The organism is Sediminispirochaeta smaragdinae DSM 11293, from assembly GCF_000143985.1.
GTDB lineage: Bacteria > Spirochaetota > Spirochaetia > DSM-16054 > Sediminispirochaetaceae > Sediminispirochaeta > Sediminispirochaeta smaragdinae.
On the sequence record NC_014364.1, the window covers coordinates 3,912,586 to 3,935,636 of the forward strand.

Annotated in this window: 19 protein-coding genes; 6 read left to right on the top strand and 13 right to left on the bottom strand. The window is 49.7% G+C overall.

The genetic code is table 11. The annotated features are described in order from the left end of the window. Positions 1-32 precede the first annotated feature (32 nt). The 5 genes from SPIRS_RS18325 to SPIRS_RS18345 form a co-directional block, all read right to left on the bottom strand. On the bottom strand, positions 33-1,022 hold the full coding sequence (locus SPIRS_RS18325) for a LacI family DNA-binding transcriptional regulator (RefSeq protein ID WP_013256177.1): 990 nt from the start codon (positions 1,020-1,022) through the stop codon (positions 33-35). Further along, positions 1,023-1,895: an MBL fold metallo-hydrolase gene (locus tag SPIRS_RS18330; RefSeq protein WP_013256178.1), complete on the bottom strand. Its 873-nt coding sequence runs from the start codon at positions 1,893-1,895 to the stop codon at positions 1,023-1,025. Positions 1,896-1,897: 2 nt separating this feature from the next. Continuing rightward, positions 1,898-2,659, bottom strand: a complete 762-nt coding sequence (locus SPIRS_RS18335) for a carbohydrate ABC transporter permease (RefSeq protein ID WP_245537622.1) — start codon at positions 2,657-2,659, stop codon at positions 1,898-1,900. Positions 2,660-2,753: 94 nt separating this feature from the next. Continuing rightward, entirely contained in the window at positions 2,754-3,665 is a 912-nt protein-coding gene (locus SPIRS_RS18340) for a carbohydrate ABC transporter permease (protein WP_245537623.1), read from the bottom strand. Positions 3,666-3,739: 74 nt separating this feature from the next. Beyond that, positions 3,740-5,020: a sugar ABC transporter substrate-binding protein gene (locus SPIRS_RS18345; protein ID WP_013256181.1), complete on the bottom strand. Its 1,281-nt coding sequence runs from the start codon at positions 5,018-5,020 to the stop codon at positions 3,740-3,742. Positions 5,021-5,323: 303 nt separating this feature from the next. Between SPIRS_RS18345 and SPIRS_RS18350 the strand changes: the two genes are divergently transcribed. Both SPIRS_RS18350 and SPIRS_RS18355 read left to right on the top strand, forming a co-directional pair. Next, positions 5,324-6,115: a metallophosphoesterase family protein gene (locus tag SPIRS_RS18350; protein WP_013256182.1), complete on the top strand. Its 792-nt coding sequence runs from the start codon at positions 5,324-5,326 to the stop codon at positions 6,113-6,115. After that, positions 6,112-6,801 carry a tyrosine-protein phosphatase gene (locus tag SPIRS_RS18355; protein WP_013256183.1) on the top strand — a complete coding sequence of 230 codons (690 nt, stop codon included), beginning with the start codon at positions 6,112-6,114 and terminating at the stop codon, positions 6,799-6,801. Before SPIRS_RS18350 ends, SPIRS_RS18355 begins: the two co-directional genes overlap by 4 nt. 279 nt (positions 6,802-7,080) lie before the next feature. Here SPIRS_RS18355 and pgmB read toward each other — a convergent pair whose 3' ends face one another. Then, positions 7,081-10,059 (bottom strand): beta-phosphoglucomutase, encoded by a 2,979-nt coding sequence (gene pgmB / locus SPIRS_RS18360; RefSeq protein ID WP_013256184.1) that lies wholly within the window; start codon positions 10,057-10,059, stop codon positions 7,081-7,083. A gap of 117 nt (positions 10,060-10,176) precedes the next feature. On the opposite strand from pgmB, the gene SPIRS_RS18365 reads away from it, so the two are divergent. Beyond that, the gene (locus tag SPIRS_RS18365; protein ID WP_013256185.1) at positions 10,177-11,697 is read left to right on the top strand and encodes a sensor histidine kinase; all 1,521 of its coding nucleotides are present in this window, start codon (positions 10,177-10,179) and stop codon (positions 11,695-11,697) included. 59 nt (positions 11,698-11,756) lie between these two features. Continuing rightward, a complete protein-coding gene (locus SPIRS_RS18370; protein WP_013256186.1) occupies positions 11,757-12,518 on the top strand; it encodes a hypothetical protein in 762 nt (253 codons plus the stop codon). A 94-nt stretch (positions 12,519-12,612) separates the two neighbouring features. On the opposite strand, the gene SPIRS_RS18375 is transcribed toward SPIRS_RS18370, so the two are convergent. From SPIRS_RS18375 to SPIRS_RS18385, 3 genes are all read right to left on the bottom strand, one after another. After that, positions 12,613-14,262, bottom strand: coding sequence for an FGGY family carbohydrate kinase (locus tag SPIRS_RS18375; RefSeq protein ID WP_013256187.1), 1,650 nt, complete (start codon positions 14,260-14,262; stop codon positions 12,613-12,615). An 86-nt stretch (positions 14,263-14,348) separates the two neighbouring features. Beyond that, a complete protein-coding gene (locus SPIRS_RS18380) occupies positions 14,349-15,632 on the bottom strand; it encodes a solute carrier family 23 protein (RefSeq protein ID WP_013256188.1) in 1,284 nt (427 codons plus the stop codon). A gap of 187 nt (positions 15,633-15,819) precedes the next feature. Beyond that, complete coding sequence (locus SPIRS_RS18385) at positions 15,820-16,794, bottom strand: 2-hydroxyacid dehydrogenase (protein WP_013256189.1); 975 nt, start codon at positions 16,792-16,794, stop codon at positions 15,820-15,822. A 165-nt stretch (positions 16,795-16,959) separates the two neighbouring features. On the opposite strand from SPIRS_RS18385, the gene SPIRS_RS18390 reads away from it, so the two are divergent. After that, positions 16,960-17,598, top strand: coding sequence for a redox-sensing transcriptional repressor Rex (locus SPIRS_RS18390; RefSeq protein WP_083771509.1), 639 nt, complete (start codon positions 16,960-16,962; stop codon positions 17,596-17,598). Between the two features lie 196 nt (positions 17,599-17,794). On the opposite strand, the gene SPIRS_RS18395 is transcribed toward SPIRS_RS18390, so the two are convergent. After that, on the bottom strand, positions 17,795-18,457 hold the full coding sequence (locus tag SPIRS_RS18395) for a response regulator (protein ID WP_013256191.1): 663 nt from the start codon (positions 18,455-18,457) through the stop codon (positions 17,795-17,797). Positions 18,458-18,556: 99 nt separating this feature from the next. On the opposite strand from SPIRS_RS18395, the gene SPIRS_RS18400 reads away from it, so the two are divergent. Continuing rightward, positions 18,557-19,402 carry an inositol monophosphatase family protein gene (locus tag SPIRS_RS18400; protein ID WP_041866425.1) on the top strand — a complete coding sequence of 282 codons (846 nt, stop codon included), beginning with the start codon at positions 18,557-18,559 and terminating at the stop codon, positions 19,400-19,402. Positions 19,403-19,519: 117 nt separating this feature from the next. Here the strand turns inward: SPIRS_RS18400 and SPIRS_RS18405 are convergent, their stop codons facing one another. The 3 genes from SPIRS_RS18405 to SPIRS_RS18415 form a co-directional block, all read right to left on the bottom strand. Then, on the bottom strand, positions 19,520-20,389 hold the full coding sequence (locus SPIRS_RS18405) for a carbohydrate ABC transporter permease (protein WP_041866131.1): 870 nt from the start codon (positions 20,387-20,389) through the stop codon (positions 19,520-19,522). After that, on the bottom strand, positions 20,382-21,455 hold the full coding sequence (locus tag SPIRS_RS18410) for a carbohydrate ABC transporter permease (protein ID WP_013256194.1): 1,074 nt from the start codon (positions 21,453-21,455) through the stop codon (positions 20,382-20,384). Before SPIRS_RS18410 ends, SPIRS_RS18405 begins: the two co-directional genes overlap by 8 nt. 76 nt (positions 21,456-21,531) lie before the next feature. Next, on the bottom strand, positions 21,532-22,869 hold the full coding sequence (locus SPIRS_RS18415) for an ABC transporter substrate-binding protein (protein ID WP_013256195.1): 1,338 nt from the start codon (positions 22,867-22,869) through the stop codon (positions 21,532-21,534). Between the last annotated feature and the right edge of the window lie 182 nt (positions 22,870-23,051).

Sequence of the window (23,051 nt, forward strand, 5' to 3'; positions counted from 1 at the left end):
CATGGCTCATTACAAAATATACGCTGCAAAAATCACGGAGTGGTTTCGGAGGATTCCCGCCGCACCAATGTAACCGGCAGGACCGTTCGAATCGGGACGACCTCCCCTTTCATTTTCTGAAGAATGATCTCGATTGCATATTTACACATCAGTTCTATGGGCTGGCGGATGGTAGTGAGCGTTGGAGTGGTCAGGGTTGCTATTTCTATGTCGTCGAAACCAACAAGTTTCACATCCTCGGGAATACGAATCCCCTTCTTGTAACAGGCCTGAATAGCCTGTGCAGCAATGACGTCACTTGATGCAAAGATACCGTCTATCTCCGGATTTTCTTCAATCAGGGTATCTATCTCGGGCCTATAGCGACGATTATCAAACTGTTCCTCATTCGTCGTAAATATCAGAGGATGAACGTTCGCCGCATTACATATGTCGATGAAAGCCTTTGCTCTGTCATCGGCGGGAAGACGGACATGCAGGCTGCCGTTAAGCATTGCCGGATGGGTACAGCCCGATTCCAGGAGATGTTTGGTTGCCAGAACCCCTCCGAGGTAATTATCGCAGAGAACAGCAGGAATCTGATTGGAAATAGATCGCTCAAAGGTCACTACCGGAAAAGAGTAGCCGAGGTATTTTTCAACCTCTCCACTTCGTGTACATAAGATAATTCCGGCAACCTTATTTGATCTCAGCATATCGAAGTATTCCATTTCTTTTTCGATATTCCGCTGAGAATTGCAGATCATTATCTTGAAGCCATGCTGTGCCGCATACAACTCAAAGTAATTAATACTCACGGCAAAAAAGGGATGCAACAGAGAGGGTACAATAATACCGATCGAGTTGGTCTGATTCTGTGCCAGAGCACGGGCAATCGCGTTGGGACGATAATCCAACTCTTTCATCGCCTGATAGACTTTTTTTCTGGTCTTGTCGCTTATATATCCTCTGTTGTTTAGGACCCGAGAAACAGTGGTAACGGTAATACCGGCACGCTCCGCAACATCCTTGATCGTAGCCACTTACATGCTCCTAGTGAAAAAGCCATCATCAGAGACCTCAAGGGTCAAGCCATCGTAGGTAAGCCTCAGGCCTTCTTCAGCTATCAAGTCCTGAAACTCATCATGTATCATACCGCACATATGAGAAAAATGGTTGAGGTAGATTCGGGAAGCGGGAACGATTTTTCCCATTTTTTTTAACCTTCCGCAGAGCGACCGAACTTCCTTGATCCCCATATGTCCATCGCCATCGAGCGTTCCCCGGGCGCAATCGAGGCTTACGACGCTAAAGGGGTGAGGCAAGCGTTCGACCCCGGAAAAAAAATCTTCGGTTGGGGCACCGGTATCATTGGCGTAGAGTAAGGAGTGTTTTCCTTCCCGGACGCAATAGAGGAAGCACTCTTCGTCGGGGATATGCTGTGCCGGCAGCGGAGTAAATTCCAGGCCCTCGATCAGATAGGGCCGGTAGGCTTTCAGTTCATGAAAAATAAGAATGTTTCTATCGGCATGAGGCTGGGAGGAAAAGGCATGTTCTATTTTTCCGATAATTGCACTGCTCCCGTAGACATGGATGTGATTTTGAGAAGGGGGTATATCGGGGAGATGGGAGGATCCGGTCCGGCACCTTAACATCAGGGAAAAAAGGTCCAAGTGATCTTCATGTGAATGGGTACAGACAATTGCCTTAATCTTCGACATGCGAATGCCGAAGGAGAGGCTTTGTGCAAAAATGTCGGGAGATATGTCGATGAGGACAGAGTCGTTCAATAACGTACAACTTCTCATCTTCAGGTTTTTTCCCCGCCGGTCCCTTGCCTTCCTGCAAGCCGCACATTCGCAAAAAAGCCCGGGAAAACCCTCGGCAGCTCCTGTTCCGAGATATTTGATTCGCATGGCTAACCTTTGATACCAGTCATTGCCAGGGACTGAATGAATTGCTTTTGGAACAATATAAATATGATAAGGACCGGCAGCGTCATAAGTGATGCGAAGGCAAAAATTTGTCCCCAGAAGATATAGACATCGGTGGACAACGCACGTAAAGCCAGGGGAAGGGTTCTATATGTTTCATCCCGGGTAACAAGAGTCGGCCATAGCAGATCGCCCCAGGATCGAATAAATCCCATAATGGCAACCGTGGAGATGACCGGTTTCGACAATGGGAGCATGATTTTCCAGAATATACCGTTATAGGTTTCACCATCAACGATAGCGGCCTCGAGCAACTCCCTCGGCATCCCCTTAAAATGGTTATAATACAAAAAAATAAACATGGGATAGCCGACAGTTGGTAATGCAAGCCCTGCGTAGCTGTTAAGCATGTGCAAATGAAGCGCAACCATAAAACGGTTGATGATAACAGATTCGGTGGGAATGATTGCAAGCGCAATAATAAAAGAAATCATAAACTTCTTTCCCTTGAAGCTAAGCAAGCCCAAGGCATATCCCATCATTGCATTGAGAATGGTAACCAACGAAACATTCAGAATGGCAACAACCACGGAGTTCTTAAAAAACTTGAAGAAATTCACCTTTCCGATTATTGCCGAGTAGTTTTCTGCGGAGATATGGCCGGAAGGAATAAAGGCCCTGAAGGTCGACATATCTTCTACAATCTGGGCATCCGTTTTTACGGAAGAGACAAACATGTAAAGCATAGGAAGCACAAACAGGCATGCGACCACTATGTAGGCAAGATACAAACATGCGACAGATATATGTTTTCGACGTATGGATATTGATATCATAATATTACTTCTCGCTCATAGCATAATTCTGGATCAGCGAAATGATCAGCACAATCAGGAAAAACACAACGGCAATGGCCGAAGAATAGCCCAGCTGACTATTGATAAAACCGGCTTTATACAGCAGATACACAACTGAAGTTGTTGAATGGTTTGGACCACCGTTCGTCAAAACATAGACCTGGGTGAAAAGCTTCAGGGTATTGATGGTCGTGGAAATAAGGACATAGACCAGGGTGTTTTTCAGCAGAGGCACGGTGATGTAAAGAAATTTCTGAACAATGCTGCAACCGTCCAGACGACCTGCTTCGTAAAGCTCTTCCGGAATATACTGCAGCCCCCCCAGGATTATTATCATCTGTAGACCTAAGGATTGCCATATGTACATAACGGCAATACAGAACAGGGCCTGATTCGAGTTCTGAAGCCAGCTCTGAGGTGGTATTCCTATCAATCCTAAAAAAGAATTAAGAAGCCCGCTCTCTCCCGGCGAAAAAATAAAAGACCAAACAACCGCCACGACGGTCATTGTCACGACCTGCGGGCTAAAGTAAATCGCCCGGAAGGTTTTCACTCCCTTTACCTGCCTGTTTACGAACACGGCTAAGATGGTACCAATTACCATAATGGCGGGTACGACCATAAGCGCGTAGAGACCGGTATTGACGAAAGCCTTTGCCGCGATATCGTTTGAAAAAATTTTCAGATAGTTTCCCACCCCAACAAACTCTGTCGATCGTCCTATCCGCGGAACAAGCATCTTATTTGTAAAGGAATACGCAATCGAGAGACAAAAAGGGATAAGGTAAAACAAAAAAACCGAAAGCAGTGCAGGCGCACAAAACAGCCAGGCCGTTGCTGTTTGCCCGTCACGAATGTGATGACTTCTTCTCAACGAAATGCTTCTTCTATTCATGGTAAAGATACTCCGAAGTGCAAGAAAGGAGGGCATACGAAACTGTATGCCCCCGTATTGGTTAAGACAATCGCTTATTTATTCCAACCGTTATCTTTGATGATTTCATCTATGGACACAGCCGTGTTGTGTAAGGTCGTCGCAGCATCTGAACCGGCTATAATATCGGCTGTAGCCGACTGTACTGCACTATAGATCGTCATATGAGCAGGGGTTAAAGGCCTGAGAACAGATATACCGGCTTCCAACTGTTCACGGTACAAATAAAGGCGTCCACCTTTTTGAAGTTCAGGGTTGCCGTTCATAACCGATTTTCTCGAGGGAATAGCCCCGTTGAAGCCCGTTACCAGGTTGATGTTTTCAGGATCAAGGCTCTTTTCAATTACCTTCCATACCACATCTGCAGTACCGTTTTCGCTTGCCGAAGTCGTCATTGCCCAGACCGTTGAACCGGAACATGTATAGACCCCATTACCGAAATCGGGGATTGGCACCAGGATGGCATCATCACCGAGATTTGTCACATGGTCCTTGTACTTCCAATGTCCAAGCAGGGCTATTGCACTTTCTTTTCTTCCGTAAAAACCATTCTCATAGTCACAAGCGCCATTCATATAGCCCTTGTCGATAAGCCATGAGATATAATCATAGGCAGCGATGGTTTCCGGGCTATCCAGGGTCCCTTCCGTCAGCATGGTATCACGATTGATGAAATCACCGCCAAAGCTTGCTACAACCGGCAAATACATAAAATACAGGGAAGAAGGCTTGTTCTGCCGAATATAGATCGGATACGGTACTCCATCTGCCTTCAGCCTTGCCAGGGCATCCTCGAACTCTTTTCTGTCCCATGCATCCTTGTAACTTGTGGGTATTCTGATTCCTGCATGTTCCAGCATGCTCTTGTTCGCCCACATCGCCATCCCTGCATCAAACTGCGCAGTGGTAATGAATTTCCCATCATAGGTGGATTCCGCTATCACCGAGGGAATCAAATCGTTTTTCAGCGTATCGGGTATTCGTCCGTCAAGAGATGCTATTAATCCGGCCTCGTAGTAGGATGGGATCTGAAGATAGTCAACAACGACCATGTCAGGAGCATCCCCGACAACGGGAGCCATCTTCAGTTTACTATCAAGCTCATCCTTCGGATAATACTCATCATTAATGACGATACCCAATGCCGATTCCATGTTGTCGAACATGCGCCTGTAGATATCATCCTCTGCACCACTGCTGACCCACACCTTGATCTGCGCCGTATCACCTGCAGCAGACGACTCTTGCTTACCTTCCGCAACGACCGAAGCCAAAGGAAGAAGAAGCACAAGCAGGACAAGAACCGCTTTTTTCATAAAACACTCTCCTCTATAAAAAATAAAAAAGTCAACCGCTTGACATATAAAAAGCAAAATGCTTTCCATATCCACAACAAAACTACACGTAACATCAGGTATATCGATGTCAATTAATACTTTATTAACCGTTTTCTAACATTTTTCTCATTTTTCGTCAGTATACGCCATATTATCCATATGTCAAGCGGTAAATATATTTATTATATCAATCGATTGACATACCATTTTGATATGTTTATCATCACCGCAGTTTACCGGCAAAGCCCTGTTCCCATACCCCGTTTAAAAAGGAGCTGTTGTATGAAGTTGCTTGTCGTCTCAGATATACACAGTAATATCTGGGCGCTTGAGACGATTCTTTCGGCGGAAAAAGCGTATGATCAACTATGTTGTGCGGGAGATCTTGTCGATTACGGGATAGCACCGAAAGAGGTCATATCGACATTACGACAAAAAAAAGAGAATTCCATGATTGTACAGGGGAATCACGATCGCCATGTCGTTAAAACATATCATGAACATGGATTCCGCAACATTGCTCCCGCGATGTATAAATGGGTGCACTATAACTGTGAAAGGTTATCGAATCAGGATATTTCATATCTATCCGCTTTGCCCCTCCACCGTTTCTTTGAGGCCGACGGTTGGCACTACCTTATGCAACATCAGTACGATGAGGCCTACGGCTGCATAGAAACCCCACACCAGTTTGAGCTTTACTGGAAATCTCATACGCCCAAGAAATATTGGAATGCGGAGCGAAAAAGAATGATTTTCGGACATTCACACAGACAATGCAGGCATCAACTGGCAACCGGGATGGAATGGATAAATCCAGGCAGTGTATCATACCGCCGCCCGGACGATCCCGATAAATCGGCACATTATGCATGTATCGAACATGGAGTGCTTACACTCAAACGGGTCCCGTATGACAGAACGCCTCAATTGGAAGAGGCAAGAAGATATCATGCACACCATGCAATGATGGAGACAGAATTACAGGATTTTTTCTTTTTCTTTGGATCAGCAGAAACATCGCGAGATCCCCTCCCCATAATAGAAAAAGAGAGCAAAAGGATAAACATATGAAAGCATTACGGCGATGGAACCTGCAAGGAGTGGCGAACTTTCGAGATTTGGGAGGCTATCCGTGTAAAAACGGGGGGGCAACCCGATACGGAATATTTTTCCGTTCCACACATCTCCATCATGCAACGGAAGAGGACCTGAAGGTGCTACAAAAGGCACACATCGACACCATAATCGATTTACGCTATGAAGAGGAAAGAGAGCTCTCTCCCGATAGAATTCCGGAAGGCGCATTATATCATCACATCTCCTTAATGGGCCGTGTTGAAGTAAAAGATATCAATGTAAACTCTTCTGTCGTCGATACACGTACCCTCCATCGAATGTATCGCCAAATTCTTACCTTCGGACAGGAAGAGATAGCAAAAACCCTCAACATCCTCGCCAATGCAGGAACGGCGATCTATCATTGTGCCGCGGGAAAGGACCGCACCGGCATCATAAGCATGTTTTTACTGAGCATTGCCGATGTTCCGAAGGAAGACATCATCGCCGATTATGAGGTGAGTCATAGCTATATCCGAGATTTCACGAGCGACATATCGGGATCAAACTACTACAACATGCAGCTTGTTCTAGAATTTCTGGAAAAACGCTACGGCGGTGCGGTTCCCTATCTCAAAGCAATCGGAATCGACGAGACGACGCTTCATACGATACGCTCGAAATTCATCCTTTCTGCATAGTCGTTCCCGGGGGGAGCGGAAAAGCCGCCCGGCCGCCCCGGCGGAGGGGACGAAGCCGGAAGAGGCGGACGGAGAAAGCGGCTTTGCAGCGAGGGGGCGGCTGCCCCCCTCAAAAAAATACCTACTGTTCCGAATCCTGGTGATTGGAGGAACATAACTCCTTTTCCCGCAGCCACCTGGAGGACAAAGCATAGAAAAAAGCGAGTATCGGCACTAAATCGAGTCTGTTACAGGGAAAAGGGCATGCAGACCACCAGGATTCGGAACACTAAAAAAAGGTCACCGTCGAAAGAAGGCCTCCCGAAGACGCTCCAGTGAAAGCTCTGCGGTGGAAGAAAGACGCAAGGCGGCCCCCTCGAGATAGCCACCGATACCGACGGAGAGCATTCCGGCGGCGTTTATGGCGTCGATACCGGCCTGAGCGTCCTCTATGCCAATACAGTTGCGGTAGGGAACCCCCAAGAGCTCGGCGGCAAGGAAGAATTGTTCCGGATCGGGTTTGCCCTTCTTAAGAGCGCCGGGATCGGTTACCACATCAAAGCGGTCGGAGATCCCCAGGTAGCCGAGAATAGCACTTGCATTTCTGCTTGCCGAAGCAAGGGCGGTACGAATGCCTGCCTCATGTAACGCCGAAAGAAGGGCATCAATCCCGGGAAGCAGATCGTCCGGGGTAATACGGGCAATCAGTTTTTTGTAGTATTCGTTTTTTCTGGCGGCGAAGGAGGCCTTTTCCTCAGGGCTGTAGCTGCGCGTACCGCGGGCGAGAAGTAGCTCAAGGCTTGCCATTCTGCCTACCCCTTTGAGATTGTTGTTGAACTGCCGGTCAAAGGGAATCTCAAGCTCGTCGCAGAGTTGCTTCCAGGCGAGGTAATGATATTCGGCCGAATCGGTGATAACGCCGTCGAGGTCGAAGATCACCGCTTCAAGCTCTGGTCTCATGCTTATCACCAGGGGAGCGCCGGGAAAAATCTTATGTCTGCGTCCTTCATGAAAAATGGTCAGCGCCTCTCCCCGCTTGATCCGGTAGGAGACCTCTTCATGTCCGATGCTGACCTCGAGGGCCGAATGGCCCTTTCTCAGGGAAAAAGAAAGACGGCTCCAGGCTGCCGGCAGGGCGGGAGCAAATCTAAGCATGCCGTCGTAATCTTCCAGTCCGGCAAAGCCGTAAACAAGGCTGATCCATGATCCGGCCATGGCGGCGGCGTGGATGCCGTCCCGGACATTGCCGTTGACATCGTCCAGGTCCATCCTCACGCTGCGTGTGAAATGTCGGTAACTTTCCTCATCGTAGCCGAGCCGGGCGGCCATCACCCCTTGGATGCAGGGACTGAGGGAGGAGTCGGCGGTGGTCAGGGGATCGTAATAGTCGAAGTCGCGTTTTTTCTGGGCATGGGAGAAGTAGCGCCCCAACAGCATCTGGGCAAGGACAAGGTCCGCCTGTTTAAGGATCTGGTAGCGGTAGATGGTAAGGGGGTGGTAATGAAGGAGCAGGGGACGTCGCTCGCTGGGGATGGAGGCCCGCTCCCATCGAGCTTTGGAGAGAAAGGTGTCGTCCTGGGGGGTAACACCGAGCTCTTCGTTGTAGGGAAGGTACATGGCATCCGCGGCCGTAAGCCACGCCTCGGGCTCTCCGGGATCAAGGCCGATGGAGTCGACAAGGCCTTTCCATGCCTCCGGCTGTCGCTTTTTCAAGAGATCGAGGAAACGAACCGCACTTCGAAGATTCTCTCGGGCCATGAGGTTGGTATAGTAGTTATTATCTACCAGTGCAGTATATTCATCGGGTCCGGTAACGCAGTTGATACAGAAAGCACCGCCGCGGGAGGGGATGAAGTCTCCGAAACCGTACCAGAAACGGGCGGTCTCGAGGAGAATCTCTACTCCATGAGCCAGAAAGCTCTCGTCACCGCTTACATCAAGGTACTTTACCACTGCATAGGCGATATCGGCATTAATGTGATACTGAGCGGTGCCTGCGGGAAAAAAGGCAGAGGCCTCGTTTCCGTTGATGGTTCGCCAGGGATAAAGAGCCCCGGGATAGCCGAGCTGGGCTGCCCTGCCTCGGGCATGAGGCAGGATACGGTAGCGGTATTCAAGAAGGTCCCGGGCAATCTCCGGGCGGGTATAGAGGAAAAAGGGAAGCGCATAGATCTCCGTGTCCCAGAAAAAATGTCCTTCATATCCCTCGCCGGTGAGTCCTTTTGCAGGGAGCGAGGTTCCCCCTTCCCTTCCGGCTCCCTGCAGCAGATGAAAGAGGTTGAACCGGATACTCTGCTGCACCTCCGGAGCATGTTCAACCAAGAGATCGGCATCTTCCCAAAAGTGATCAAGAAGTTCTTTCTGTTTGTCCGCGGCCGCATCGAAGCCACAGGAAAGAGCCTCGGAAACGTGCGAAATGGCTTTGGACTCCAACTGTTGCTCCTCTCCGGCCGCGCCGTGATACCACCCTGCACAAACAACCATCTCCAGCCAATCGCCCGCCTTCATATTCGCCTGAGCCCCGACAATACCACTGCTGTTACGTTCTTTCCGCCATAGTTCGTAACCCGTTTCACCGGCAGAACAGGAAAGGGAGCGATCCGCAACGACACACATACGAAGGCCGCTCATCTTCGTAAAATGATTGAGCACGGTACGGTTTTCTTCCTGGCGAACAGACTCGATCCCAAAATCTCCCGGCATAATATGAGAACCGGTACGGGGGTCGTCACCGGCGGCGAGATTGGAAACATCACCGGAGAGTTCGTGGCGAAGGGAAAAATCACCCCCGCCCTCGATCAGGGTTACCCTATAGGAAATCAGCATGAGATGACGAGGCTGGTAGGGCACGAGACGACGGCTTTCTATCTTCACCTTCGTACCGGGGACGGAGGAAGGCGACCACATCAGGTTCCGCTTCAGGATCCCGGTGCGAAGATCAAGCTCCCGGCTATAGGTATCGATATGTGAGCTCGCCGGGGAAAAGGATTCCCCATGTAGATTCAGCGTGAAAAGCGTGGCATCACTACAATTGAGAATAGTCTGATAGCGATCGGCAAAACCATAGGCCCTTTCACCATAGACAATGGGGCGGCTTTCATAAAAGCCGTTGACATAGCTGCCCCGCCACCATGAGGCATCCAGCTCTTCATGACAGCCCCGAATGCCGAGATAGCCGTTGCCAAGGGCAAAAAGGGTCTCTTTTGCGGCAATCGTGTCCCTGTCGAAAGATTCTTCGCGTAAAACCCAGGCATCTATGCCGAACAAATGATGATTCATCCCATTTCCACCCCTTTGCACACGGTTGCACAATACATACTTTACGCTGTCCTATTGCCTATTGTCAAGGAGCACGGGGTGGCTAGAAAAATAAAATGGTGATACGATACCGCAGGTATGAGCAGACACCCTGATAGCGAGAGGCGACGGCATGTCATCATGTTCGCTGTGGCGGACAGAGCCGAGCAAGAGGCATTTCACCAGTTAATTAAAAAGGATAATCTTCCCTATACCCTTCTTTTTCCTGAATCGGTTTCCAATGTGGAAGAGCTCAGCAAAACTCATGATGTGGATATCATCGTTACCGATTTGAAATTCCAGAATGGAGGCTTTGCCGATTGGCTCATCCTTTGGCCCCAGCCTTTCATTTTGTTGTTTGATTTCATAGATCACAATATGGTTGATGAGATGGTTTCGAACGAAACCAGTGATTTTTTGATACGCGATAAAGAAGGGACGTATCTTACGACTCTTCCCCACAGGATTCGAAAAATTCTTAATTACAAAGAGAGCATGGACCGGCACAACATCCATCTCCAGGCAACCGAGCGGCGTTACCTGGATTTGGTCCAGGCGCTTCCCGATATCATCTACTCACTCGACGACAGGGGGATGTTCAATTTTGTCAATGATGCCGTCCGTGCCATCGGATATGAACCCTACGAATTACTCGGTAAACATTTTTCCAGCATCCTTGATCCCGCCGATATCCCAAGGGTAAGCAGAGAGACGGTGCTTCCCCGATATACAGGGAAAAAGACCGGCGATGTGGGAGCCCCCAAGCTCTTTGACGAACGGCGGACCGGAGAACGCAAGACAGCAGGACTCGAGGTGAGGGTCATCCCCGGACCACACCTCCCTGATCGTCAGAAGCAGATGATAGGTGCCGTAATAGCCTATGGGGAGGTTAGTGCCGTAGGGTTCTCAAATACGATGCTTGAAGGGGGCTTCGGATCGGTTGGTATCATCAGGGATATTACGACGAGAAAGGAACATGAAAATCTTCTGCGAAAGTCTTTGGCGGAAAAAGAGGTTTTGCTGAAAGAAATTCATCATCGTGTTAAAAACAATTTACAGATCATCAGCAGTCTTTTGAGTCTTCAAAGCAACTATTTTGAAAATGATAATGATTACAGGCTCTACCTCGATACGCAGATGCAAGTGCAATCTATGGCACTGGTTCATGAACAGTTATATCTATCGGAAAATTTGAGCCGAATCGATATGACACAATATTTTAATCGCCTGTGTGACGCTCTTTTCGATATTTACCGACAAACAGATCATGTCAGCTACCACATCACGGCTACAGAGGTCTTTCTCAGACCCGAGGTTGCAACGCCGCTGGCCCTTCTCACGGCGGAGCTCATTTCCAACAGTCTAAAACATGCCTTCCCGAAGGATCGTCACGGCCGAATCGAGATTACACTCAAAGAGCGCGAGAAACTTTCTTATACATTGACGGTCAAGGACAATGGAATAGGAATGAACAATAAAGAACAACAGAAAGGAACAGAAACAACAGGTTTAGGCCTCCTGCTTATCCGAAATCTCACCGAACAGCTGAAAGGAACGATTGAGGAATTAGACACACCTGGTACAGGCTTTCGAATCAATTTTTCGACCGCCCTTGAATAGACGCTTTTCTTTCGATACAATCGATTTCCACGTTTCGCGAGATTTTGGAGCTACTTGAAATGAAGAAGCTAATTGACTTTTTTGCCCCCCGAGAGCTTTTACATATTGTAAGTATTGCAAATCGACTGAAGATACTCTCAACAGAAGAAAAAAAATATCTTCTTGCGGTGAGGATGGGATCGAAACGGGATGAACATAAGGAATGGGATCTTGAGGAAGGAGAAAAAGAGAAATTTTATCCACTTTTTTCCCGGTTCATGAACCTCTTTCCCCAAGACTATGAGTGTGTACGGGATGAATGCCCCGTATGCAGCCGACTTCTCTCGCTAAAACAAGATTTTACCGGCAAGGGCAAGAGTGAAGAGTACGGTATGCTCATGAGCTGGGTCTCTCGGGGACAGAATCATTATACAGGTGGAAATAGTGTTGCCCATGAAAGTTTTTCGAGTGAGGATCTTCCAGATGAGGCCAAGCAAGAGGAAAGTAATCAGCCTTCTCGACCTGCAAGGGTAAAGCGCATCCGCGTTGTTGCCAGAAGACCAAAACTCGATCGAAGCGAGCCCAAAGAGGTAAAGGTTCCCGACGACCACCCCCATCATCCTTTTATCGAATCGGTGCGAGAGCTTGCCGAAATGGAGACCGATACCCTAGACAGAGAGGACCTTCTCGAGTATTGCAGAAGAAGCCGGGAACTTTTTGCAAGACTGATAGCGCTCTGGGATCAATTCGACAAAACAGGTAAAGAATACAGAAATCATCACAACTTTTCTTGGATCACGGAAACCAGACAGGAGATTCAGGCAGATTCACAAAGGGGATAACGGCATAGTCAAACTTCGCTTTCGAACCGGGAAAAGACGTCCTTCATCGGTTCATCGACGAAGGAACGTCCCGATAGACGACAGAGCCGAGAAGCTAAGCAGAAAATCCCTGCAAGACCGATTCGTAACGCCCAATCACCCGACGAGCAAACCCCGACTCACCATGCAGGGCCCGTACCATCTCCGCCTCAGGCCTTACCACTTCCCCTCTGGGTAGGACGGCAGCTGCAAGCTCATCGGCAGAAGGAAGTCCCCGTCGAAGGGATGAAAGTGCAGAAACCCCAGCAACAGCGGCTCCAAGCCCGGCCCCCAATCTGCCGATGGTGACCACCGGTCGGTTCCAGACCGCTGCAATGCGGGAAACCACTCCAGCTGCCCCTGCAGGGCCTCCTGTCACGTATAAGGGCTCATCGGTATCACGGGAGAAACTGCGTGAATAATGTTCGATGATCGTAAGAGTGGTATCGATAATACCGGCATAATCCGCCTCAAGGGAGGCCGCCTGTCCCGTATTTCGGACTGGATCGACTATTGCACCGCCAGCAGGGAAAGATTCGGCATCCGGCTGCCAGATGAGAAGGTATTTTCCAACGGGTATCGAGGGCAAGAGATCATCGGCAGGAGCGTATTCATCTTTCTTCAAACCGTGCATCATGCGAACCCGGTCCCAGACAAGGGCCCCGTTGGTTCGGCAGCCGAAAAGGAAGGGTCTTCCAAGTCCGTCGTACATGGCATTGGCGTATCCCGCCTGGTCCATGGCAACCCGGCCATCGCCTGAGGTCGAAGCCGCGACCATGAAAACAAAGCTGGTGCCGAGGCTCAAGAGATCACCGTCGACCAGAACCTTTGTCTGCGGATTATCACCGCTGCCTGCCGCAACAATACAATCGGGCGAAAGCCCGTAGCGCTCGACGAAATAGGCAGCTACCGAGCCGACAACGGCATCAGGGGCAACGACATCGGTAAGTTTTGCACGGAACGCCTCGGAACCTCCCGGCAGGGATGCCGATGCAGCATCAATCAACTCAGGCGACCAGGAACGTCGCTGATAATCAAGTAAACTGGTACCACAACCGTTTCCAAAATCGGTACCGACCCTACTGTTGCCAACGAGAACCGCAGGGATAAAGGAACTGATGAGGAGTACCGTTTCGGTCTTTTCCCATACATCGGGATACCGCTGGGCGACCCTCCTCATAACCGCTCCGGAAAAACGCAAAGGGCTGTCGCTGCCGGAAAGCTCGATCATGCGCTGCTTTCCACCCACCCCGGTTCGAATGGCCTCTGACTGAGCCGCTGTATCGCTCGTCTTCCAAATCGGAGCCGCCTTGTAGGAAAAAATATCGGCCAGTCGATGTACCAGGTCCCCGGCTTCCGCACCGATCCCCTTTTCTCGTAAGGTCGAAAAGGATTTTTGTGCACCGCTTTTCAGATACACATGGCCATGTTGCTGCCCGGAAACATTAATGGCAGCCACGGAATCGGGCCTGACAATGCCCTCTTCTTTCATATCGGATAAAAGGGCGTCAAGGGCGGCGAGGAAAAGCTTCGGTGGTTGGTCCGCCTCTCCTTCAACCCTCGGAGGAACCACAAATGTATCATGTTCCAGGCCGAAACCACCGAGACGGGAATCGGACTGGTATGACAGGCTCTTCTTCCAGACAACGGAACCACTCTCCGCATCGACTGCCACTCCTGTCATACTCTGGGTACTACAATCAATTCCGAGACTCACTGTGCTCATGAAGCAACCTCCTGTCGCTGTGAAATGTGCTTTTTTCCGCTGACCGAGGAAAGTATAGCATGCAGAGCCTCACGCTGGAATATCCTCTACTCCTCTTTCGGGCTGTCAATCGTTTTCGGGAGAATCAAATTCAGCACGATGCCGACGAGGGTGGCGAGGGCAACGCCGCTTAGTTCAAAATGAAGGCTTTCGCTCAGGGGAAAGAAAATCCTTCCGCCGCCGATTCCGATCACCAAGATCACCGAACTGATGGTAAGATTCCTTTTACAGGTGTAATCAACGCCACTTTCCACGACAGTGCGGATACCTGCACTGGCAATGATTCCGAAAAGCATCATCGAGATGCCGCCCATTACCGGAACAGGAACCGTATTGATGATAGCCCCGACCTTGGTGATGAAAGAGAGGATGATCGCAATCACCGCTGCCCCCCCGATGACCCAGACGCTGTAGACCCTGGTGATGGCCATGACACCGATATTCTCCCCGTAGGTCGTATTGGGGGGCCCGCCGAAAAGGGCGGCAAGGGCTGTTGCAGCACCGTCACCCGCGAGGGTTCGGTGAATACCGGGATCCTTCAGAAAGTCTTTTCCTACTACCTTACTGGTCACCATGGTATCTCCGAGGTGCTCGGCGATGGTCGCAAGGCTGACAAGCAAAAAGGTGATAATGGGAACGGCGGAGAATTTCGGAATCTTTGGGGCTGTAAAGCCGAACCAGGCGGCTTCCTTTACCGAAGAAAAATCGATCCAGGAAAAAGCGGGCCAGATTGAGCCGGCAACCAAAGTAAAGAGATAGCCACCGAAAAAGGCAATCAGAATCGGAATGACGGTAAAAAACCCCTTCAGCACAAGGAGGGAAACCACCGCAATGCTGAGGGTGACCACGGCAATGGTCACCGATGCAAAGCTGTAGCTGCCATCAGGACCATTCATGGCCATGTCCATCGCCGTCGGTGCAAGATTGAGGCCGATTACCATGATGACTGTCCCAATCACAACCGGCGGCAGAAGACGGTCTATCCAACCGGTTCCGGCCTTACTGATAATAAAGGCGACAATGAGATAGAATATTCCCACGCAAAAGGCTGCTCCAAGAGCATATTCCATTCCAAAGCTTCCCGAGATCGCGACAATCGGCGGAATAAAGGCAAAAGAGGAGCCGAGGTATGCAGGGACTCGTCCCCCGGTAATCAGGATATACAAAAGTGTACCTATTCCTGAGGTAAAAAGTGCCGTCGAAGGACTCAGGCCCGTCAAAAGCGGCACAAGAACCGTTGCCCCGAACATTGCAAAAACATGCTGAAAGCTCAGCGGAATCCACCGCCGCAGCTCAGGCTGTTCCCTTACTCCAATGATCTTGTCCTTCATCGTTCCTCCTTTATTACGGACAAAAAAAAGCTTTCCTTTTCTCTATAAAAGAAAAGGAAAGCCGTCGGAGGGAAGACCCGCGCCCACAGGCAACATATGAAGAACCATACTCCCTCCTTTTGTTATCCAAATTGTCGGATTTATATCAGAAGGGGGCAAGTTCTGTCAAGTCTTTCTTTCTCATATATTAACCATGACGAAACACCTTGGCATTAAGACACTGGGCACCAGCTCTGCCGTCGAGCATTGCGATAAGGTTTTCCGCAGCCATTACCGCCATGTCTCCACGTGAGCCGCTTGTTGCCGAACCCGTGTGGGTCGTGATCACCACGTTATCGAGATCCGCAAGCCCCTTGCTCATTGCAGGCTCAAACTCATATACATCAAGCCCGGCACCGGCAATCTTTCCTTTGCGCAAAGCATCTACCAAAGCGGCTTCATCTATCAATGCTCCCCTGCCGGTATTGATAAGACATGATGTCGGTTTCATCGCCTCAAACTGAGGTTTCCCGATCAAATGCCGGGAAGTATCGTTCAGGGGAAGATGCAGCGAGATGAAATCCGATTCCTCAATCAGCTGATCAAGCTCAACACGCTGTGCTCCCACGCCCTCTTCAAGTCGGGGGGATGCACTTCGGTTCCAGTAGATCACCTTCATACCGAAGCCGCTGCTCATCAATCCCATTGCTGTACCGATCCGGCCGGCACCGATAATACCGAGCGTCTTTCCGGTAACATCACAGCCGACAAATTCCATGGGGGCCCATCCCTGCCACCGGCCGCTACGCATCAAGCGGTCGGAAGGGACGACCTGACGGGCTACCGCAAAAAGTAGAGCCCAAGCCATCTCAGCTGTCGCATGTGTAAGGACATCTGGAGTATTGCTTACCCCGACACCAAGGCGACCTGCAGCGGCAAGATCGATGTTGTCGTAACCGACCGCATAATTGGCCACCGCCTTCAGTCCGCCTCCTGCGGAAAGTACCTCTTCATCTATCTTGTCGCATAACATCGAAAGCAAACCGTCGGCCCAGTCGGCTCCCTCCAGGAGCTCTTCCCTTGTGGCCGGTCTGTCCGCAGCCTGTACACGAACATCGCACTGCCGTCGCAGCAGCTCGATCCCTTTATCCGAGATTGCTCTGGAAACATAAACCTTCTTCATAATCAACAGTCTACTTCCAAGCAGTATGCTCTGCAAGAGGATCCCGGTCTCAAGGAGAATTTACAAACCTACAATGTTGAATAAGCTTGACAGGGGACCGGAGTGAGTTACAATAACTGAAGTTTTCTCATGGAAAGACTCTGAAAGAGGAGCACAACTATTTCAATTCAGCTTTCACGTCCGTCACTGGAAAGGCTTCCCGTATATTACCGCATTTTGAAGCATGCGGCCGAGCAGGAATCGTCGTACATATCCTCCTCTGAGATAGGCCGAAAAGCAGGGGTTCCTGGAGCCCAGGTTAGGAAGGATTTACTCTGTTTCAAAGCAAAAGGAAGGCCGAGTGTAGGCTTTCATGTTCTTACCTTGCGAAAAGATCTTGAAAGGTATCTAGGACTTGAGCACTCGAGAAGTGTGGCATTGGTCGGGGCAGGAAACCTTGGAAAGGCCCTTGCACAGTTTCCTGGTTTTGCTCAATACGGCATGAAGATCACCCTTTTGCTGGACAAGGATCCCCAAAAAATAGGAAGTGTAATCGGGGGATTAGAGATCAAAGGGATGGATGTTCTGCCCCTCATTGCAAAAGAAAAGAGGCTCAAGATCGGAATTATCACCACTCCGGCTTCCGAAGCACAGCTTGTTGCCGAACAGATGGTTGCCGCCGGAATTATTTCCATTTGGAATTTTACCCCCACAAGGCTCTCCCTTCCGGAAGACGTCTTCATTCGCTATGAAGACCTTTCGGCAGGGTTGGCACTCCTCAGCCAGAAAGCGGCGGAATTTGAAAGAAATCATAACCATGAATAAAAAAAGGAGAGAGGCCTACGAGGGTTCCGCCTCTCTCCTTAACCTGGAATGATAGACATTTTTTGCTTACCGCTTTTTTCCATCAACCTTTCTTCTTTGTTTTTCTACCATTCACTTTATCTATATATACTATACCATAGCAATAATCAGCCTAAAACTGGGATTAGTCACAATCGTATAGGGGAAAGTCCTAGAATCAATCGATATCAATGAGCCCAATCCTCGTTGCATAGTGCACAAGCTCAACCGAATTATTGATATTGAGCTTCTTGAAAATACTTGTACGGTGGTTTTCCACCGTCTTCTTGCTGATAAAAAGCATTTGAGCCACCTTACGAACGGAATTCCCCTGAGCAAGGAGGCGCATGATTTCCTGCTCGCGAGCGGTAAGTGTTGCATAAGCACTATCGCTGACATCCATGATGTTATAGGAATTTTCCAGTAACTTTCCAACGATAGCATCGAGGACCGTTCCGTCGAAGAAATATTCACCGGTATGAACCCGTTCAATGGCTTCGGCTATCCGCGAAGGAGATGTCTCCTTTGTCACAAAGCCCCGGGCCCCGTTCCTAAGCGACTCAACAATATAATCAATCCGATTGTACATGCTCAGCATCAAAATCCTGACATGAGGCAGCTTCATTCTGATTTTCTCGATCAAATCGATTCCCGATCCGTCGGGAAGACCAATATCGAGCAAAATCACCTCCGGGCGCACCGTCTCAAGATCCATAAAGAGCCGGTATGCGTCATCGGCCTCACCCACTATGGAAATAAAGCCGCTGCGAAGCAAGGCCGAGCGGACACCGTCACGAACGGCCGGGTGATCATCAACAAGATATACGCATATCTTTTCCATACGTTAAGTATAGTAACAATGGCCCATTTTCGCCACTTTTTTGGATGATTGGAAACCAAAAGGCTATTGCAAGAAGGGATGCTACGCTACTATATCGGTATGAAACAGCAAACACTACCCGATGGGGCTTTGGAAGTTGCAACAGAGGCGGCACAAAAAGCCGGCGAACTGCAGAAAAGACTTTTAATTGAAGGTTTCCGGGTGGACCGAAAATCGACAAGTGTCGATATGGTCACCGAAGCTGATAAGAAAAGCGAACAGATCATCCGGTCTGTGATCACCTCCCGTTTTCCCGACCATGATATTCTGGGAGAAGAAGAGGGTTCGACGGTGTGCGGATCGCAATGGCAGTGGATCATCGACCCTCTCGACGGAACCACCAACTATGTCCACCATCATCCGATCTTCTGCGTTTCCGTCGCGCTTACCTTCCAAGGGGTGCCGATGCTCGGCGTTGTGTACGCACCTATGCTGGATGACCTCTACAGCGCAGTGGCAGGGGAGGGGGCATTGAAGAACGGTATCCCAATCAGGGTGTCAAAACGACGGATATTGAACGAAACGCTCATGGCCACGGGAGTGCCCTACGACAGGGCTACGAGCAGTGAAAACAACATCGACTACCTCGCCGATATGTCCACAAAGGTAAGGGGCATAAGAAGGCTCGGGGCGGCTGCCTACGATCTTTGTCTTGTTGCCGAAGGGGTTTACGATGCCTATTGGGAGCTCAAAATAAGGAGCTGGGACATTGCGGCGGGGAGTCTTATTGTCAAGGAAGCAGGGGGCTTTGCGGTACATTGGCATCACGGAGGAACCGCGCAGCAACCGGCCCTGCTGGATTGTCTGGTAGCAAGTCCGGCAATCCTCCCTCCCCTTCTCGAGGCCCTTTCCGAGACGGGAAGCGCCTATTCCGACGCAAAACATACGGGAAATGAGCTTTTTTAGTTAATGTTCCGAATCCTGGTGATTATCTCTTTACCGCCAGGGTCCTTCACGAAAACGCTTAGCTGCTGTTCTGCGGAACGTCATCACTTCCCGCAAAACAGCAGCCATGGTTCATAGCTAATATTTGACGGCGCCTTGAACAAGCCCTGCTATGATCTTCCGCTGAAAAATCATGACAAGAACAAGGAGTGGAACCGTTACGATAACCGCCGCGGCCATAATCTCACCGAAGGGCTCTTGCTTGGAGACCTCTCCGGTAAAAAGGGCAATCGCTACAGGTACGGTCCTTGCCGACGGCTGAATCGAGGTAAAGGTTAAGGCGAAAAGATACTCGTTCCAGGCCTGGATGAAGGCAAGCAGCCCGGTGGTAACCAGAGCGGGGGCTGTCAGGGGAAGAAGAATCTGGTAAAAGCTCTGAAACGGTGTTGCTCCGTCTATCTGAGCGGCCTGAAGCAGGGAGGTCGGCAAACCGCGAAAGAAGCTGGTCAAGACCCAGATCGTAAACGGAAGCGTCATCAGCATATAGGTAAGAATCATGCTAAGGGTGGCAGGAATACCGAGAACGCGAATCACCGCATACAAGCCAGTAAGGACAGAGACCTGCGGAAACATCGTCATCGAGAGGATGATATACATCGAGGGAGTCTTCCCTCGGTATCGCAGCTTTCCCATGGCAAAGGCGGCAAAGGAACCAAACAAGAGGGAAAGGAGGGTCACCGACCCCGCGACGACAAATGAGTTCAGGATCCCCCGCATAAAGGTTTTGTTTCGAAAAACCGCGGCATAGTTTCGCACATAGAGGGAGACCTTCATTGTAGTGGGATCTCTGGGAACCATGGTGCCTGGGGTCATTTGGAGCTGCCCCTCACTTTTGAGACTGGAATTAATCGCCCAGAGGAAAGGAAATGTCATATGAATGAAGATGTAAACGATGAGAATCCAGAAAAGAATACGAAGAAGCGGCCTTCCGGAATACGGCTTATGCATCACTGTCCACCCCCCCTATCATTTTTATGTAAATAAAGTCAAAGATAAATATCAGAAGGAATATGACGACACTGGAAGCAGATGAGTAGCCCATCAGTTTATTATCTACCAACTGATAATAGGCAAAACTCGCCATCGAATACCGGTTTGCGCCGAAGACGATCTGAAATACATCGAAGACCCGTAAGGCATCCAGGGTCCGAAACACAAGCGCAACAGCAAGGGTCGCTCTGAGCATTGGGAGGGTCATGGACCAAAACTGTCGCAGTTTATTGGCCCCGTCCACATATGCTGCTTCATAGATCTGACGGGGAATCATCTGTAAGCCAGCAAGGATAAGCAGGGCCATAAAAGGGGTTGTTTTCCACACATCAATGGCGATCATGACCCAAAGCTGACTCGACGATTCCACCAGAAAAGCAAACTGGCCGCTGCCTACTCCGAATTTATCAAGAAGAATGTTGAAGAATCCCGTTCTGTTCGAGGCAAACATCCATTCCCACATTCTGGACGAAACGGCGGTGGGGATGGCCCAGGGGATCAGCATGACCATTCTCATGAAGCCCCTTCCTCTAAAAGCCGAATTGAGGACCAAGGCTACCGCAAGCCCCAAAACCGTCTCGATAAAGACCGAAAGGATGGTAAATCCAACGGTATCACCGACGGCTTGAAGGAAATCCGGATCGGTGGCGCCGATAACGTATTGGGTGCCCATAAAACTGAATTGAGATAGTTCTTTGTACCGTACCGGTTCCGTAGGCAAAACGTCGAGGGGGCTTTCCCAGACGACATCGCCTGTTTCAGGATCGATCTTCTGCTTTCCCGTTGCATCATCAATCACCGGAGGGAGCCCCATCACCTTGAAACTAAGGAGTTTCTTGTAGTTTTTCAATCCGACGAATTCCGTCTTCTGACTACTGGCAAAGCGTTTATTTGTCACGCTGTTTACAAATACGCTGCCCAGAGGATAGAACGCAATCATAATTAAGATGATAAATGAAGGAACAAGAAGCAGATAGGCAAGCCGGGCCTCGGATTTGACCAGACTCTTTGACGTGGTCTGCATACCTTACTCTCCTTTCTGCAAAAGGGCGGGCCGGAGAAATTTCTCTGGCCCGCTTTCATTATAGGCGATTTGTCACTTATTCGGGAGATCCGGTCGGGTAATCGAGAAGATCCTTCAAGTCAAGCTCCATCGCACGAACCGCTGTGGCAGCATCTTTTTTTCCACTGAGAACATCGTGAACGTTGGTAAAAAAGATCTTCGACGTTTCACTGTACCGTGGTGCCGTTGCCGTCGAGGGACGCGGGGTAGTATTGATAAAGACATCGTAGAGGGTTCCGAATATGGGTGTAGCGTCAAGAACATCTTTGTCCTGATACAAGGACTTGATGGTCGGGTTGAAAGAGCCCTCAATGGCCCTCATTTTCTGCACGTCGTATCCGGCCATATAGCGAAGCACTTCCGCCGCAACCTTTTTATTGTTGCTGTACTTGGAAAGCGCAAGCTGCCATCCGCCAAGGGCTGCAGCCCCTTTCCCGGAGTCTCCGGCAGGAAGCGGAGCAGCGGCGAATTTCCCCTGGACCGCACTCTCATCCGAGGTACTCAGATTGTAGGCATAGGGCCAGTTGCGCATAAATGCGGCGTTTCCCGCCTGCCATACGTTTCTCGCATCCTCCTCACCAAAGGAAAGAACGCCCTTCGGGCTGATGGTACCGACCCATCCCTTTGCCATATTGAGGGCTGCGATAGCCTTCCCGTTATTGATAGTTATTTTCTTGTCAGGGCTGACGATGGTACCGCCGCCGTTGGAAGCAAGCCATTCGATGGCATCGCAGGTAAGGCCTTCGTAGCTGTTTCCCTGCCAGACATAGCCCCAGAAATCCGCATTTCCTGCGGCCCGTTCTCCGTCCTGGATCGTTTGTGCCATGGTTTCAAGCTCTTTCCAGGTAGCGGGAGGTCCGTCGAACCCGTATTTCTCAAGGAGATCGGTACGGTAATAGAGCAAACCTGCATCGGTAAACCAGGGCATGGCCACCAGTTTTCCATCAACGGTATTGTTTTGAACAATAGGAGCAAAGTGTTTTGCAGCATCCTCTTTCATGCCGGGATACTGGTAGAGGTCTTCAAAGTGTTCGGCCATATCTCCGGGCCATATTACATCAACCTGATAAAGATCGACCTCGGGACTTTGGCTTTCGAAAAATTGTAGATAGAGACCGAGACGATCGTCGGAAAGATCAGGAGTATCAAGCACCTTAACCAAAACATCGGGGTGCATCTTTGTGTATTCGGCCGCCGCCTGTTTGGTCAATTCAAGTTCCTGGCCGACGGCACCGGCGGCAATGGTAACCACCACCTGCCCTGAATCACCGGCAGGAGCGGACGAATCCTGCTGACCTCCAGCCATAACAAAGGGTGCCGAGATAAGAGCAAGCAACGCCACAAGCACGGCAAAGCTTTTCATTCTTTTACACATCTTCTTCTCCTTCTTTTAGTATTTTCTCATACAACAGAGTTTATGCACACGGTTGCATTTAATAGTGTAGGTGTCCTCATCACAGATGTCAAGGGAAATATTTTACTAGTGTCCGGAATCGTGGTGGAAAATGAATAAAATCTCCTTTTCTCGTAGTTACTTATAGTAAGAACAATACGAAA